This window comes from Rummeliibacillus sp. GQ308 (assembly GCF_059759115.1).
The window spans coordinates 266,738-284,528 of record NZ_JCAXDQ010000001.1 but is presented as its reverse complement, the minus strand read 5'-3'; the positions used below and the strand labels follow the sequence as shown (position 1 = coordinate 284,528).

Annotated in this window: 12 protein-coding genes; 1 reads left to right on the top strand and 11 read right to left on the bottom strand. The window is 36.4% G+C overall.

Going from position 1 to position 17,791, the window contains the following annotated elements; all coding sequences use genetic code 11:
- Positions 1–498 precede the first annotated feature (498 nt).
- The 4 genes from AC6CHJ_RS01410 to AC6CHJ_RS01395 are packed head-to-tail and all read right to left on the bottom strand — an operon-like array spanning position 499 to position 4,692.
- Positions 499–1,266: a PHP domain-containing protein gene (locus AC6CHJ_RS01410; protein ID WP_498287058.1), complete on the bottom strand. Its 768-nt coding sequence runs from the start codon at positions 1,264–1,266 to the stop codon at positions 499–501.
- A 16-nt stretch (positions 1,267–1,282) separates the two neighbouring features.
- Entirely contained in the window at positions 1,283–2,101 is an 819-nt protein-coding gene (locus tag AC6CHJ_RS01405) for an energy-coupling factor transporter transmembrane component T family protein (RefSeq protein ID WP_498287057.1), read from the bottom strand.
- Positions 2,088–3,821 (bottom strand): ABC transporter ATP-binding protein, encoded by a 1,734-nt coding sequence (locus tag AC6CHJ_RS01400; protein ID WP_498287056.1) that lies wholly within the window; start codon positions 3,819–3,821, stop codon positions 2,088–2,090. The genes AC6CHJ_RS01405 and AC6CHJ_RS01400 overlap by 14 nt, the downstream gene beginning before the upstream one ends.
- On the bottom strand, positions 3,814–4,692 hold the full coding sequence (locus tag AC6CHJ_RS01395; protein WP_392995686.1) for a DUF8171 family membrane protein: 879 nt from the start codon (positions 4,690–4,692) through the stop codon (positions 3,814–3,816). The genes AC6CHJ_RS01400 and AC6CHJ_RS01395 overlap by 8 nt, the downstream gene beginning before the upstream one ends.
- Before the next feature lie 151 nt (positions 4,693–4,843).
- Here AC6CHJ_RS01395 and AC6CHJ_RS01390 point away from each other — a divergent pair, with 151 nt between their 5' ends.
- Positions 4,844–5,035 (top strand): hypothetical protein, encoded by a 192-nt coding sequence (locus tag AC6CHJ_RS01390; RefSeq protein WP_498287055.1) that lies wholly within the window; start codon positions 4,844–4,846, stop codon positions 5,033–5,035.
- On the opposite strand, the gene AC6CHJ_RS01385 is transcribed toward AC6CHJ_RS01390, so the two are convergent.
- From AC6CHJ_RS01385 to AC6CHJ_RS01355, 7 genes are all read right to left on the bottom strand, one after another.
- Complete coding sequence (locus AC6CHJ_RS01385; RefSeq protein WP_498287054.1) at positions 5,021–6,223, bottom strand: amidohydrolase; 1,203 nt, start codon at positions 6,221–6,223, stop codon at positions 5,021–5,023. The genes AC6CHJ_RS01390 and AC6CHJ_RS01385 overlap by 15 nt on opposite strands.
- 132 nt (positions 6,224–6,355) lie before the next feature.
- Positions 6,356–7,786 (bottom strand): YfcC family protein, encoded by a 1,431-nt coding sequence (locus AC6CHJ_RS01380; RefSeq protein WP_498287053.1) that lies wholly within the window; start codon positions 7,784–7,786, stop codon positions 6,356–6,358.
- Between the two features lie 546 nt (positions 7,787–8,332).
- On the bottom strand, positions 8,333–8,638 hold the full coding sequence (locus AC6CHJ_RS01375) for a DUF2628 domain-containing protein (protein WP_249775319.1): 306 nt from the start codon (positions 8,636–8,638) through the stop codon (positions 8,333–8,335).
- 190 nt (positions 8,639–8,828) lie between these two features.
- Positions 8,829–10,277 (bottom strand): NPCBM/NEW2 domain-containing protein, encoded by a 1,449-nt coding sequence (locus tag AC6CHJ_RS01370; RefSeq protein WP_498287052.1) that lies wholly within the window; start codon positions 10,275–10,277, stop codon positions 8,829–8,831.
- Positions 10,278–10,308: 31 nt separating this feature from the next.
- Positions 10,309–11,775: an immunoglobulin-like domain-containing protein gene (locus tag AC6CHJ_RS01365; RefSeq protein WP_498287051.1), complete on the bottom strand. Its 1,467-nt coding sequence runs from the start codon at positions 11,773–11,775 to the stop codon at positions 10,309–10,311.
- A 157-nt stretch (positions 11,776–11,932) separates the two neighbouring features.
- Positions 11,933–16,150 carry a S8 family serine peptidase gene (locus AC6CHJ_RS01360; RefSeq protein ID WP_498287050.1) on the bottom strand — a complete coding sequence of 1,406 codons (4,218 nt, stop codon included), beginning with the start codon at positions 16,148–16,150 and terminating at the stop codon, positions 11,933–11,935.
- Positions 16,151–16,547: 397 nt separating this feature from the next.
- A complete protein-coding gene (locus AC6CHJ_RS01355) occupies positions 16,548–17,720 on the bottom strand; it encodes an MDR family MFS transporter (RefSeq protein ID WP_498287049.1) in 1,173 nt (390 codons plus the stop codon).
- Positions 17,721–17,791: the final 71 nt, after the last annotated feature.

The window sequence follows — 17,791 nt, the reverse complement described above, 5'->3', positions numbered from 1 at the left end:
CGTTACTTCGAGCACCATACACACTAGCAGTTGCAGGATTACTTAATGAGTAGTTTGTCACGAATAAAATTCCTCCCCAATCGTTATTATTTTCACTGTGCTGATTGATTTGAAATCAGAATTTAGTGAATATCTTAATTATTTACTATAGAAATAGATTTTTCCACTTTCTAGCTATAAAAATATTTAATATTAACAATTGTAATATTATTAAAAAATTGCTATTACTAATACAATTACTCAGCATTCAAATTTTTACTCTCATTTCGAAAGGTTTATACTCTGCAAAGCTCTCTATTACAGGGGTTGGTTAAGTCGAAAACATGCTAAACCGAAGATTTTTTCTCTAAGCTCTAACCTTGTCTTTTGGCTATTGGATACAATTATCTTATATGTACACTCAACTCTATACGTTCAACTTTTCCTTTCACTTGAAATATAGGTATGAAAAAACACCTTTCATTGCTAAATACGTCTAGCAGTGAAAGGTGTAATTCATTACTTATTTGTCATGGCTTCATACATTTCCTTCTCGATTGCTTTCTGCTCCGTTGCACTCTGTACTTTTTCATGCAAATTTTCGGAAATTCGAACAGCGTAACTACCATTTAAAATAATATCCTTTAAATCGTTAACAGTGTTACAGTCTCTTTCTAACTCATTCAATATACAGCCATACTGTAATCGATGATGTGTATCACTTCCTCCAACCACCGGTTTATTTAAGCTATTTGCAAATTCATAAACTAATTGTGAGTTTTCGTCGATTCCTATAGAATGCAGGTCCTTCCCATTCAAATCAAAAGCATCCAACTTACTCAATAACGATTGATCTAGTTCATATAAAGGAGTGCTCTTACGATAAGGATGAGCACCTATAATTAAAACTTCATAGGGTTCAACAAGTTCAAACAACTGAGCAAAGTGAATAAAATTTTCTTTTGATGAATATGGTTCTAGTTGCATTCGTATTTCTCGAAGTGTATCTCGATCTGCTATGATTAAAATATGTCCAACTTCCCGGATATCTACTTCCATTCCAGGGAACACTTTTACATTATCCACCAAGTAATACCCGTGTTCATATGGATAAGTCGCATCTAACGTATTATATACATCAAAGAAATGATGCGTATTGAAATGCTCTGTTAATGCAAATCCGTCAAGACCATTTTCCTTCGCCGATTTAACCATATTCTGAAAATAGTCTAGTGAAAAATCTACCTTCTTAGAAAGCTTGCCATGTGTGTGGAAATCAAAATTCATCTTTATACACTCCTTTTTAATAGTAAACACCTAGTGTAAAACTAATCCCAATATAAAAAATCGAAAAGAGAATAAATAAGTAATCATTCCGCTTAAAGTAAAAGTAGGCCGTTTTAAGCTTTAATACTTCCTGCTTATTTGTAGAATGGCTAAATCCTTTTGTTTCTAATGCTTCAACAGTTGTTCTTGAACGCTTTGCCCCATTCAATATAAGGGGATAAAAAGATAACACCAAAATTTTCATATAATAAACGCCCATACGCCAATAAAATACCCCAGGTTTTTCAGGCGCTTTACCACGCAAACGATAGGACAATATTACTTTATGAAACTCTTCTATTAAGGTAGGCAGAATACGATAACCATAAGAAACACTAAAAGAAACTTGAGAAGGAACACCAAGGCGTAATAAGGCATCGCTAAATTTTTCCGGATCTAAACTTGTAAAGACGGCAACACTTGCCAAAGATATGACTGCCAGCTTAATGGTAAGCCACAATAATGGAATCATTGATGCAAAATCCCCACCAAAAAATAAAGAAATAATAAATAATACGGTTATTTCACTTAGTAACCCTACACATAAAATAGTTAAGATGAGCGGGCTTACGCGAGCTAAATATGTCATGATAACCATAAATACTAAAAAGCTAACTAAAATGATTTCATTATGGATGAACCATGGAACAATGGCAAAAAACATATACCAAAAAATAAGTGTCCTTGGATCTAATCTACCTAACATGGTATCGCCACTACCGTAAGCTGTTTTCAAAAGCTCTCCTTTTACATATTCCAGTGAAAACTTATCTGATAAGTTTTTATACATATTCATAAGCTTTATCCCTGCCTTCTATGCTGTTAAAATACATACAAAAATCTTCTACAGTATAGATTGGTTGTGGTAAACCAAGCTTCATACTTAGCTCGACTATTTGAGGGATTACTAGTCCCGCTTTTTGCAGCAGCTTCTCATTCCTGAAAATCTCCTGTCGATTCCCATCAGCAATTATTTCACCTTTATGCATGACGATAATACGAGTCGCCCACTCTGCTACAAGCTGCATATCATGAGTCGCTATAATAACTGTTTTTACATGTGATTTTAATGTTTCAAGCATATGAACAACATGTTTTTTTGTCGCTATATCCAAATTGGCTGTTGGCTCATCAAGTAAAATGACCTGGGGCTGCATGGTAGCGGCGATAGCTAAGGATACTCTTCTTTTTTGACCACCGCTTAGTAGCCTAGCATCTCTTTCCTTCAGTTCATAAAGAGAGAAGTCATTTATAATATTTTCAACTGTTTTTTCGTACTCTTTCACGTTTCTTGCCTTTAAGAAAAGTTCAATTTCTCTTTTAACAGAGTCTTCAATAAACATTTCTTCAGGATTTTGGTACACATAGGAAACATATTTTCCTAATTTCTCGGGAGATGACTTTGTTGCTTTATTATTTAGAACCATGACCTCCCCCTGACTCGGCTTGACTATACCTGCCATACATTTGATCATGGAGGATTTACCAGCACCATTATTGCCAACAATCGCAATACGTTCCCCTTCATAGAAGGTAGTATTAATGTTATTTAATACTTGTTTTTGTTGCTTTCTTAAATCCTGGAATTGTAACGATACGTTGTCTAAGTGGATAATTGCTTTTTCTTTTTGGACATTTAATTTCTCAACTTTACGTTGTGAAAGCGGCGTACTTTTTGAAAACATACTAAAGTGGCCGATCCCTTCTGCCATTGTAATGGGTAGCTCATCAGAGACTGGATCATTTACTACTATCATTCTTGCTGCTTGTGTTATTTGGGGTGGATAAATTCCATGGCCAACTAACTCATCCACTCTCGATAAAGCACGCTTCACCGGCTCTTTCCATAACACACGCCCGCGATCCATCAACACAACAGTATGACAATAATCTGCTATAAATTCTGCATGATGTTCAATCACAATGATGGTTATCCCTAACTCTTCATTTAACTTTTTCAGTATTTTATAGACTTCTTCTGCATGCTGAGGGTCTAGTTGTGCAACAGGCTCATCCACAATTAGTACTTTCGGTTTCATAGCAAGAACTGCTGCAATCGCTAGTAAATGTTTTTGTCCACCACTTAGTTGCCAAATAAATTCATTGGCAATAGAAGAAAGTCCGGTTACTTCTAATGCCCACAGTCCTCTTTCTTTATAATCTTTGAAGCCGAAATTTAATGGCGCAAAAGAAGCATCATCAATAACTGTTGGGCGCATAATTTGATTCTCAAAGTCTTGGTAAACATAACCGATATCTTTCGACAGCTCAGCGACTGAACATCTCGAAACATCACGATTTTCTAGGAGCACTTCCCCTTCAAAATCACCTACATAAAATTTAGGGATCAATCCATTAAATGTCTTGCATAAGGTGGATTTACCAGAACCATTTCCACCAATAATCGCAATAAATTCTCCCTTATCAATAGTCAAATTTGCCTTGTTGATTACTTTATCTTCAGCACCTGGATATGTAAAAGACACATCTTTTACTTCAATAATCGGCTTAACCAACGTTTTTTAGCTCCTTTGTATTCATTTTTGATCTAGAGCGTATTACTACTAGGACCACAATCGTAACTAAAGCAGCTAATGAAATAGGTACCCAAATAAACCAATTCCCGATAGTTTCTAAAAACTCAGGCTCCCATTCCCCAAATGCCCATTCTGTTTCTGACAAAAACTCTGATAAAATAGCAATACTTGCTAGAACAACTGCAATTACCACTAATTTAGGGGTAATAATCTGGCCTAAAGAATAGTGCACTTTATTGTTACGTGGCTTCATTCCTAATAACGGTTCGATTTTCCCGTATAAGCGTGGCACTAAATACAAAGTCGGTAATAAAGCAAATAAAATTCCTGAGAATAGAAGATCATTTAACAGCGCGACACCCTCTACAATGACAATACTTTCTGCTAGTCCTGAAACTGCTTCAAACTCATCAACACCAATCCAAACCTTCCCTATATCTACAATCGCACCCAATAAATGATAAACAAGTAGTCCTGCCATGACTGCAATGGTAACTTGTTTACGATTAAGCGGATTACGAACTAAAATTCCTGCAATAAACATGCCCAATGAAAAAGTAATAAATTTTTCTACTTCTCCAATACCACCAAATTGGCCAAGCATTAGCTCACCGAATATAATTTCCCCAAGCGAAGCACCAACAGCAGCATAAAAAGGATGGAAAAGTATACATAGCGTTAAAGGAATAAAAGCAAAGTATTCTACAGAAAGCTCAATGAACCCTAATTGTATAGATGGAATTAACTCTGTGAACATGTTTGATAACCCGTAAAGTGACATTGATAAGATAAACACCATCATTTTTTGCGACTGGGTCAATTGGTACGGTTTTTGAACTGACACTGACATTGACATCGTTATTTACCTCCTAAGATTGATAGTTTCAGTATAGGTAGATATTGTTAATATTGTATGAATTTATTGATAAGAGGTTGTAAATATTTAAATACAGATGCTAGTTAACTTATAGGTAAGTAAATCACTTTTTCAAAGGGTTGGCATGAAGGTTTCAGAAGAAGCCATTACAAAAGGATTTGTACGAGGTAAAGCAACACCAATCCCTAATCGGATCGATGCTGCTTTTTTATTAATTGTCGTTCTGAAATATATTAGTTTTCGACAGGCAAAGCAACCGAATTATTCAACATATAAATTTGCTCTTCATTCATATATCGATTTAGCTATTCACTAACAGTTTGCTTTTTGAACCGAAGTCTTCTTTTATCTTTTCTAGTAATACCGGATTTTCAATAAGTGAGAGTATGGTGTTGCCAATTAAACGAGCGCCTTGATTAATAACTTCTTTTGACTTTTCACTAAGGCATACATCAACCATTTCTTGTGAATGCAATGTGAAATAGTCATTAGAGCAAGCCAACATGGGATGGAAAGCAGGGCATTGATAACTCACATTCCCTATATCGGAGCTTCCCATAGAGTCGTCTTCTTCAATAAATGGTAAATCCATTTCCTCCATTACGGATTTAATAACCTCTATTCCAGGCTCGTTCTGAAGCATATCACTATAAGGATAGCCGATCATTTCTATATCGAATGAGGTTTCGGTTGCTATAGCAGCTCCTTTGATGCAATTTTCTACTTTTTCAATAACTGTATCTAAATAAGCACGATTACTATGCCTTAGTTCTACTTGGATTTCGGCGTAATCCGGAATAATATTAGATGCCTTTCCACCATGGACAATGTAGTAAGACATTCGTGTGTCAGGCTTTACCCGTTGCCTTAATTGATCTATAGCATGGAATGTCAATTGAGCGGCACTGAGCGCATTTTTTCCTTCCCAAGGAGAAGCAGCCGCGTGTGCAGGTTTTCCATAGAATCTCACGCGATACGCACTGAGAGCTAAAAACTTCACTTTAGGCATTGTGGTATTAGAGTTTAGGTGAACCATCATAGCAAAATCATATTTTTTAAAAACGCCCTGGTTAACCATAGTAATTTTTTCACCGTGCAGCTCTTCATCAGGGGTTCCTATTAAATCTATGTTTACATTCAGTTTATCGCTGATGCTGTGTAGAGCAAGAGCTGTGAGTAAACTCATGCTGCCGCTCATACTATGACCACAGCCATGTCCCAAGTCTGGCAATGCATCATATTCTGCCAAAATAGCAATATGCGCTTGTGGGTTTTCTACATTGTTTACGTTGGCGCGAAATGCAGTCGGCAAACCGCAAAACTCTTCTTCTACCTCCATGCCTTGTTCTCTACAAATGTCTACAAACTTTTGGCATGCTTTAAATTCTTCTCCAGAAAGTTCTGGATTTTCTGCGAGAAAATAATTTAACTGATGGCAGATGTTTTGGTATTTCAAAACAGCTTCTTCAAATAGCTCTTTTATATGTGTTGGATTAATAGCCATTGTATGTATGGCCTCCTTTTTCTTTTTTAGTTGCATTAGCGGGCTCTTGATTCTTGCCTTTAACCCATAAGTGAAACGAAAGGATACGTGTAAGTTGGTTACGCTTACAAAAGCATGAACACGGATACTTTACTAAAATGGTCCATACTGTACAGCTTGAGCAATGATTAAAAATACAATGATAATAGCAAATTGGAGAATTACATAGGGAAATACCCATTTGACCCATTTAGAGTATGGAATTCCCATCATACCTAATCCGGCTAATAAAACGCCTCCGGTTGGAATGATCAAGTTGGATACACCTGCGCCCATTATGGTGGCAAGCACGGTTGTTTGTCTTGTAACGCCTACAAGGTCTGCCAATGGAGACATGATTGGCATAACTAAGGAAGCATGCCCACTTCCAGAAGGAACAATAAAATGAATAAAGAAGTTGGAAATAGCTATTCCAATAGCCGTAATAGTTGGTGGAAGGTTGCCGATTAAAGTTGACGTATAATATAAGATGGAGTCTAATAATCCGCCAGCCGTCAAAACAACTAAGATAGTATTGGCAATACCAATAATCATAGCACCGGAAATCATGTCCGAGCATCCTCTGATAAAGCTGTTGGCTACTTCATTTGCAGAAATCCTGCCTATGATGGCCATAATGATAGCACCTAAGAGGAAAACGGCAGCAATTTCACTAATATACCAGCCTAATTCTATCACGCCATAAATAAGAGCAATGAAGCAAAACAAAAGAACAAATAGTGAGAGGGAATGCCTTTTATTCATTTTATAACCTGTCATTACCACGGTGTTCTTTGTCGGTTGGAATCTCCCGTATTCAGCCATTTCAGGGTTTTTTTCAATTCTATTAACATGCCTGAGTATAAAAAATACCGTTAAAAGGTAGAAGGTTGCGTAAATACCTACTCGCAATCCTATTCCTGAATACATAGGAAGTTCGGCAATTGTTTGGGCAACCCCAATCGTAAAAGGATTTGTAATGCCTGCTGTGAAGCCAGCGCCAATCACTCCTAGAAACACGATAGCAAAACCTGTAATTGCATCAAAGCCTATGGCAATAGTCATTGGAACAATAATAGCTATATAGACAAGCGAATCTTCTGCAGAGCCAATAAGAGTGCCTAATAAAGAAAATAACAAAACCATTATAGGAACAATCAATTTCTTTCTAGCTCCAAATTTCTCTACTGTAAACTTTATTAGCTCGTCAATGGACCCTGTTGCCTGCATAATGCCAAGTGCTCCACCAAAAAGCAATACAAACATAATGATAGGGGCTCCGTTTACCATGCCTTCATGAAAGCTTTTGAACATTTGAAGCAAACCCACCGGTGTAGAATCAACAAATTCAAATTTCGAAGGATCAATTATAGTTCTTCCACCTTCTTCAATTCGTGCATATTTGCCTGCTGGCACAATATAGGTCAACACAGTCGCAGCTGCAATGATGATAAACATTAATACATAAGCATTTAAAGCTTGTTTAGGCTTTTTTTCTTGTAATTTATGGTTATCTTCGATGTTGTTTTTTAATGGAAAGTTCAATTAATTTCCTCCTCTGAGAAATGAAAAATTCCCTATATTATCTAATCAAGATAGAAGATGTTTAAGCTATTACTAGTAATCTAGGAAAGCTGATAAGTTGGAGAATTTATTCTTAAAAATTGAAACAGTTATATAAACCCTCTTTATACTCCTCCTTGTTCTTTTGATTTCTGAAAATCCATACCATTGACTAGCAAATTCTCTTATAAAGGAAGCTTAACCCACTATATCTCATTAATTTGGCGCTTTTATATATAATTTTCCAATCAGCGGAATACTCTTCCATTTATTAAGTTACATTTATTATAGATATATATATTATAAAATTCAATGTATTTTGAATATTTAAATGATTAGATTAGCAACATTTTTTCGTTTGCTAATATTCAGACCTAAATTTAAGCGGAAGAACAGTCGCACCATTCATAAATACCTTATAAAAATCAAAATCTATATCATTTAAATCCAGTATTTAGTATACATACTTATTAGCAAATCAAAAAATCTCCAATCACTATATGATTGGAGATTTACTATACAAATTTGTTAGGCAATGACGCCTGCAGTATGTAATAGTTGTTCTGATTGTTCATCGGCCGGTGAGTATTGTTTTTCTAAAAGTTCTTTAATATAGATTTTATTATAAATAAATGCAAATATAATATCCGCAACCATACCACCTAAGCCAAATGTAAATGATCCCAAAGCCGCTGCAACAATAAACATAATAATCGCCCATTTTAAATCACCGCGGAAGAGTGCAGGGAAAAATCCAAAAAAGAAGGTAGTCCAGCTAAAACCAACTTTTACATTCTTCATCACACCAGCGCTATTCTTTAAATTCACTTTCATCTAAATCACCACCTTCCTACTAATAACATACTGATTATAGCAGTTCCTTTTACTCAATGGAATAGAATTTGTTAACAAAAATAAAGGAAAAGGTAAATTTTTTTATAGTTTTTTGAGATTAGTAGGTTAGTGGGTATCTCTTATTTTTTAATTATTTATCATTCGATATTGTCTTATAAGTCTTACTCTGCTATTTAGCCAGCTTTGTAAAGACAACATTTCCAAATACTACGCCCTGCGTTCCTTTAGCGCCCTTTTTTTGTATAACTTTCAGCGTCACCTTTTTGGTTTTGCTAGGGAAACGAAGAGTTAAACTTTTTACGTCTTTCTTCGTCAGTGTGCGTTTGTACAGCAATTTTTTGTCTCCATAGATATATACAGTGGATTTTCCATAATTGCCTGTTAACCACTGTGAATCAAGTGAGAGCTTTGTCTTAAATGCATTGAAGCCCATCCCCGCAATGTCATAGACTGCATAGCCTGTTCCACCCGAGTTGCTATATGTTGAAAGACCCACACCATCTATTGCAATTTTGTTGTTGCTATATCGGAAAAGAGTATTCTGCCATTCAGATGAATAATAGTAGGTTGAATATTCAGTAGCACCAACTGTTTTTGCTGATACTGTTTTAGGGACAGTGACAAGTCGGTCTTTGGTTTTTATAAATAATGGATGGATAAACACAATCCTCTGTGTGCCCCTTGCACCTTTTATTTGCTTTCCAACAATGCGAAGGTTTTTAGTTCCTTTTGGTAAATTTAATCTTACTGTCTGCACAGGTGTTTTAGCCGTTAGCTCTTTTTCATATAAAAGGTAATCATCTGCATAAATCCCTACTGCAGAACGCCCATAATCCCCTAGCATCCATGTAGCATCTAGCGATAACTTTGTCTCAAAGCGATCGAAGCCCATCTGGTCAATATTATAAGAGGCAGAAACTGATCCTCCATATAAGCCTGAATGCATGCCAAATCCATCTGTGACTAGATTTCCCTTGATATCTTGAAAGGCATTATCTGACCATTGATTTACATAGTAGCCGTAATAAATATTATTACTTATCGCCCCTATTGTATTGGGGCTGACTGGCAGCTCTTTATCCGTATTTTTATATTCTCCATCTAAAGAAAAAGAAGGGTTGTCTAGCACAACGTTATGACCTCCTTTACCGCCTTTATTTTGCTTTATAACAATACGAAAGTTACTCGTATTCATGGGTAGCTTTACATTAACAGGCAGAATACCGCTATTCTTCGTTAATTGCTTTTCATATAACAGGACATCATCAGCATAAATTCCTATTGCGGTCTTTCCATAATCGCCTACAATTCGGTTTGCATCTAAACTTACTTTCGCTTTAAATGTTTTATAGCCCATCTCTTTAATGTTATATGTTGCAAATGCTGTGTTTCTTTCCCATGAGCCTGTTGTAAGTGCAACCCCCGTATCTATAAGGTTTCCTTCTCTATCTGTTAAAGGTTCACCATTAATCTTGTTCACATAAAATAAACTGCTTGTTTGGTATGGCTTAATGTCTAATAAAGAAATATCTCCTGCCGCATATGAGGGAGTTGGCCGAAAGACGATCACTAGCAATGCAAATACCGCTATGAAAAATCCTAGAATTTTTTTATTCATAATGACCTCCATTAATTGATTGGCTTACTAGCTACCACTTCTTTACTTTAACTTTTATAGTTTTGGTTGTTTTATGCCCTGCCCCATCTACCACTGAGTAAGTGATTTTATAGGTACCTGGTTTTTGGGTGTTTACTTTCCCTTTTACTTTTAACTTTGATGTTAAATCAATCGTACCATCAAAGGCTTGTACGCCGGCTTTCGGATCAAAGGAACTCCACTGATAAATCGTTCGATTCTTTGCCCCTTTGATGATAGGTTTTTTAGTATCAACTACTGTAACCTTTTTGTCTTCATAAAAACCAAGATATTGAACACGAAGAGTCGTTGTGCCTTTTTTTGCCGCAATCAGTTTGTTTTCATATTGGTCAAAGTAGGCAACATTTAAATTACTAGATTGTACTCTAATCTGTGAATTAATAGTCTGAGTCGATTGATTGGCAAGCGTTGCTACAACTTCTGGCGTATATTGATACCCCACCTCTAACTTCAGTAATTTGGGTGAAAGATTAATTTTAGTTATATACTTATTGAGATTTTTGCCATTATATAATTCTCTATCAACTAACACAAACTTGCCCTTTGGCATCACGAATACAGGTCCTCTAGCTCCATCTAACTCCGTGTAAATACGGAAGCCCGTTTTTGCTTCAAATAACTTAAAGCCATTATACTCAGAAGTGATTGCTAGATATTTGCCTGACTGATCGATATGCATTTGAATGGCTGGATCATTCCCCACATAATAGGCATTTCTATCAAGCGGTAACTCTTGTTCCCCTGATGCAATATCATATATTTGTAAATGCGCATCGCTAGTAGCTACATATAATTTCTTGTAATCAGCAGATACTACGGCCGTTTCTATATTGCTGCCAGGTACAATGACATCTTGGTAATTCCCACGATTATCGTATAGATTAATTTGTTTATCTGAGACAGAAAGTATTGTTGAAGGCGTTGCAAGGATTTCTTTTGAATTGGACAACCCTGTTACAAACTCTACTTGTCCTATACGAGTATTGAATGCTATTAGTTTTGTTTTAGAAGAAAACAACAATACATCTTCGTTAGGTACAAAAGTATCCAAAGTGAAATCGTAGTTGTTTGATTTATAGTAATCAAAATAATTATCTTCTTCTCCAAACAACTCTTCCGATTGAAACTCTTTCTTTTCGAAACCATCATATATGGTTAGTTTATAGCCATTACCTAGTGCAAATACATTGCCTTCTTCATTCGCCACAGCTGTATCGGCATAGGAATCGAATTCTTTCAATACATTGCCTGTCATTAAATCCATAATAGTGTCGTTATTAATCAAGGCATTTGTTTGATTAGGTATATCACCCAATATCCCTTGAATTGAACTATAGGATATATTCTCGTTGACTGATGGAAGAGATACGCCTGTTGTCGCTTTAGCATTCGGCGCAGTAATCCAAAGGAACAAGAATGCTACAATAGTTATTAAGCTTCCATTAATATATTTCTTCATTGTGAGCCTCCGTTTTTTATTTTGTATATAAAATAAATATATAACAAACGTAGAAGTAAACATATGCTAAAAATTTGATTCATTTTATCTAAACCTTAATACCTAGAAAACAATAAAAACCCAATCTCTAAGGAGATTGGGTTTTTTAATTAGTATATTATTTTTTTACTTTAACTTTTAAAGTCTTGCTAGTATTTTTTGCTTTATCCTTTGCGTAAACAGAAAGTGTCGTATTCAGCTTTTGTTTTTTGATTTTCACTGAATACTTACCATGTTTATCGGCTACTGCTTTACCAATAATACTGCCGTTTGCCTTAATATAAACAGTCGAACCAGCTTCCGCTTTACCTGTCACTACAGTAGTTTTTGTCGTAATTGACTTTGTCACTGTTGGACGAGAAGGTGCTGTTTTATCCAACACTTTCACTTTTGCCGCTTTACCGCGGTTTCCAGCATTGTCAAATGCCTTCACCATAAGCACAGTTCCAGCCTTTTGTTTTGGCAACTTAATAGTGAATTCACCTTTTGCATTCGCTTTTTTAGTCGCAATTTCTTTACTTGATTTGTAAACGACAACCGTTGCATTTGCTTCCGTTTTGCCCTTTAACACTGTATCTTTATCGCTGAAATCATTCACTTTTGGTGGAACAGGAGCAGTTGTATCCTTATCGCCACCTTTATTGATAACTACTTCTTTCTTCGTTACATGTCCTGCAATATCAGTAGCTTCGAAGACAATTTTATTTTCCCCATTCACTAATTTTACAGGAACCTCAAGTTCATGAGTTAGTGATCTCATTTCATATGGTTCATCGAATTGATGTGCATACACCTCATCGCCGTCTACCGTTAAACGAAGGTCATCAAAGTTATCAGAAACCTTCACTTTTAGCGTTACAATGCTTACTTTTTCACTAACTACATTATCTTTTGGAAGACCGCTAATTTCAATAGTTGCTGCTGCTGTATCGACAATCAGTTGGCGCTTGAACTCCACTTTATTGCCTGCATAGTCTTCACCCGTAAAGATGACATCATTCACACCATCTTCTGTGAAGGCTATTTCAGTATCAAATTCATATTGTTTTGTTTTTTCGTTGTAGACTGTAGGGATATCCATCTCGCCGCCTACGAGTTTATCGCCTTTGACTTTTAATGTTTTAACGCCAGATACGTCGTCAACATAACCCTTGACTGAAACTTTGTGATCATCAAACACACCTAGTGCTTCAGGGGATGTCGTCACGATAAATGGAATGGTCTTATCCTCTTCGTGTCCAATTGTTACTTTTTCCATATTGTTTGCATAATCTACTGCGACTACTTCAACACGTGTTGAAGCTTTCAGGTTTTCTAATGGTACATCAAATGCAGTTTTTCCAGCTGGGTCGAACTGACCTTGGCTTTTTCCATCTACGAAAATCTCAATATACTGCAATCCGCTACCTTTCATATCAGTCGCTTCAAACTTGAGATTGCCTTTTTTCTCGCTAACAGATGCATTGGAGATGACAGGCTTCACAGTATCTACAATAACAGGAATTTTAACTGTTTGCGGTTCTTTTCCTGTATAATCCAACTGAGTTTTAATTTGATAGAAGTACGTGCCGTCTTCTGCTTTTTTATTCTTGATAAAGCCATCCCATGTTGTTTTGTCAGGATTATAAACATAAGGCTGTTTCGCTTGATAGTTCTTCGTTTGAAGACCTGTTTTCGCTAGGGTTCTAAGCGTTTTTCCGTTTTCATCTACGATACTGTACTCAACCGATTTACTATTACGTAAGAAGGTAATAGCAGGTGCAATTTCATCACTAGATTTATCGCCATTTGGAGAAAATGCAATTTTGTCTGCATCTAAATTCAAAGTTGCTAGATTTTCACCAAGAATCTCACCTTCTTCATCTACCATGAAGGAGCTGCCTAGATAAGAATCTTCATCATACGCCAACTCATCAAGGATTGGCGCTTTGTTCCAATCTCCTTTAAAGCCGACAAAAGGAACTGTCAGTGTTGGAGCAGCTTGGTCTTTTTTGTTTTCAAGGCTTACATAACCTTCAACAAAGTAGCCGTTCTTCATTAACTTCGCTAATTCTTCATCAGCATTTTTCAAATCTACTTTTATCGTAATATCTTTTGATTCTTTGCCTTTTAATTCAACATGTGGCGTATCTACTGTCACACTAGCTTTCGCGATATTTTGTTCTTTCAGTGAAAGTGTACCGCCGTTCACTGCATCTGTTAGGACAGATGTATTAACATCATAGGCAATAGCCTCATCGCTCATATTCTTCGCAGTTAAAGTGAAAGTGAATGAGTCGCCGTTAATTTCTTTTAGCTCAACCTTGCCTTCATTCGTGCCTTTGTTTACTACATAAGCAGGTGTCGTAACGGCAGAATGCAATTGCATGATGCCTGAGCCCTGGCGGCGAGGTGAGTAGTAGATGCCTCCATTATCTGGATCCTCTACTGGTTTTGCTGTATTCATTAGCAACACTTTCGCCATTTTAGATCTTTCTGCATTTTTCAAGTCAGGGAATAACTCATGTACGCGTTGTAGAACAAGCGCAGACCCGCCGGATACATGTGGTGCTGCCATCGATGTACCACTCATTAGGCCGTATTTATCGTTATTTAAAGTAGAATAGATTTGTCCACCTGGTGCAGTAATTTCTGGCTTCAGCTCAAGGCTTGGCGTTACGCCCCATGAAGTAAAGCTAGACATCTTACCAGCTGACGTATTAACGACAGATTTTTGTTCACCTGTGAACGTAACCTTCCCAGTGCCGCCAGCCTCTTTCAATTTGGCAATCAAATTATTACCTTCACTTTGTGCAAGCGAAACTAAAGGAATAGTTGGCGCATTTAATGCCATGCTCACATAGTCGCCATGTGCTGCTAAACCTTTAACGATTACACCAGCAGCACCCGCTTTTTCTGCCGCTGCTTGGATTTCGCCATAGTTAGGATTTGATGCAACTCGTTCTGCAACTACAATCTTGCCTTTGACGTCTTTGTCTTTATATTGACCTTCACTTCCGTCACCCACCAAGACTGCATCAACTTCATTCTTTTCGAACACTTCTAATGGATTTGGAGATGATTGCTTTTTGTAAGGAACTGTTAATGTTTCATTGCCAACTTTAATCTCAAATACATCGAGGCTGATTTTATTGTTTTCCATTGAAGCTACTGATAGAGAGCTTTTAGATACAGATGGAGCTCCCACTAACCCGATATCTGGGTTTGAAGCCAATGGTTGTCCACCAAACTCCCCACTCAAGTTATCTGAGTTACCAGCAGAAATAGACATAACAATACCGTTGTTCACAGCGTTGTCTACAGCTTTTTGCTCTAAGTTATTATCATCTACAAAGCCTGCAGTAGAGCCTAAGCTCATATTCAATACATCTGCGCCAAGCTTGATACCGTCATCTATTGCTTTAATATAGATATCCCCAAAAGTAGATGGCATTGCTGGGTCATTACCGAATACTTTTAGCGCTAATAGCTGTGCTTCTGGTGCTACACCTTGGATACCGCCTTTGCTTTCATCACCATTCGCTGCTACAGTACCGCCAACGTGCATACCGTGCATAGATGCATCTGGACCAAGATCTAGTACTTCATCATTTTTATCAGCATAGTTATAGCCATAAGGGACCTTATCTGTGTAGAATTTACCCGGCAAGCTGTTTTTCGAAATGATATCGCCAGTAGAATCCTTCGATAACTTCTCTCTATCCGTGCTTGTCAGTCTCATATCTTTATGGTGATAGTCAATCCCTGTATCGATAATGCCGACAACCATGCCTTTTCCGTTATAGCCGTCTTTCCATGTTTGCTGTGCTTCGACCATTTCCTTACTCGTAACCATATTTGGTTTTTCTTTTGGTCGTTCATATTCAGTAGCAATACTGACACTCTCAACGCCTGGCATTTTCTCTAATTTTTCAATATCTCCATATTTAACTTCACCGCTGACACCATTTAAGACAGTAGTGAATGAGTTTTCAAGCTTTAAGCTGACTTTTTCTTGCTTAACATTAGCCAAAAATCCTTTTTGTTCATCTTTAATAGAATTTTGTAGCTTTGTACGTGTACTAGCATTTAATTCTTTATACATGACGCCTTTATCTTGCGCATAAGAAATGGCAGGGGCACCTTCTAATTCAACAATAACTCGTACTTTTTGATTTTGTTTATATTCGTTGCCACTATTAAGCTTCGTTCTTTCAGTTTTCTTTTGGGAAAGATTAATTTTCGTATATTGAACTCCAGACTCTGCTTTTGCATGGCTTGTCATCATAACCATTTGAGATGCAAGCAAAGCTGATGCGATTCCGACTGTAAATCCTTTTTTCATCTTTTTATCCAAGTCATTCTCCCCTTTAAACTATCAAGTTATAAGATTATGTAGTCTCTATGTTTGTATTAGTATTTTAACACTTTTAACATTTTTGTTAAATAGGAATATTCTAAATATTTATTATTATTAATTAAGTATTTTTCGACAAATAATGGTTAAGATGACCTATTTTAGTGAAATTTTTGTAATAAAATAAAGGATTGCCTGCAGCAGCTTCTTATAGTTACTTAGAGTTATTTCTTAATGTTTCCTCTCAATCTATCACTTAAATAAAAAAAGCGCAGTTCCCATAATTGTAAACTGCGCCTGATTTTTGAATATCTTTTTTACAGCGTTAATAAATTCATTCTATACGAATTAAAATTGGCAATGATGAGCCTTTGTATGTTCATTCGTTAGTTCTTCATTAATTCCGTAACGCCTTTTTGTATATCCAAATACTGCTTGCCATCACCAATGCCAAAATAGTATACATCCAGACAACGGCAATAACTAAGAGCCAACCACCTAAAATCGGGCCAATAAAACCACCAATATTTTTTAACTGAGCAGCTCCCAAATAAAGGCCTTTTTGATTAGCCGGTGCAATTTCTTCAATAAGAGCATTCATCATGGGGAAGCAGAAAATCTCACCAATTGAAAAAATAATCATACTCCCAATAAACATCCACTTATTTTCTGACACGCCAAATAGGAGAAGTCCCATTGAAAAAATAATAATGCCAATTTGTAGTGACTTATAAATCGATATTTTCTCCGTTAATACGCTAAGCGGTAACTGTAATGCTAATACTGTAATTGAATTAGTAACAATTACATAACTAAACAGCTTCACACCGTCCTCCACTCTTAAATCGATAAGCTGCGGCAAGGTAGAATCAAATTGGGAATAGCCAAGAGAAATTAAGATACCGCCCAAGATTAGTAGCAGTAACTTTGTATCCTTACTGATTGTCTTAAAAATAGCACCAATATGACCTTTTGATTTTAATTTTTGTTGCTGTGATTGATAACGATTCAATACAAACAGCAAAAATACTCCATACATCGCATACATAATCCCAGTAATCATAAATGGAATCGAAGCACTTGCCATATTTGATATCCAAACTCCTAGCAGAGGACCGATAACAGCAGCAATATTAATTGCCGTATAACGTACTGAAAATAATCGACGCTTTTTATTGTTCTCTGTAAAATCAACCATTAAAGCTTGTGTACCAGGCTCGAAAAATGATCGACATAAGCCGTTAACTGCATTGAGCACGACAAATATGACTGCAGATGTTGTGAAAGCAAAACCGAAAAAGGTTAAACTCCAAACAAATACTGTTATGATAATGACTGTTTTACGTTCAAATCGATCTGTTAAATAGCCGCCAAAAAGTCCGCCAAAGGTAGAGAATAACGGACCTACGCCTAATGTTAGGCCTATGATTAAGGGAGAGGCATGTAAGTGATTATGTAAATATAAAGCTAAAAATGGCATAGCCATAAAGCTTGCAGTTCGTGCAAATATTGTTCCGCATAGTATTATCCACACCAACGGATGAAAATAATGAATAATAGATTTCGTCACATTTTACCTCCTTTCTAACAAAACTTTACTTATCTATTTAAGATATACTAAAACTTACTAGAATAAGTACT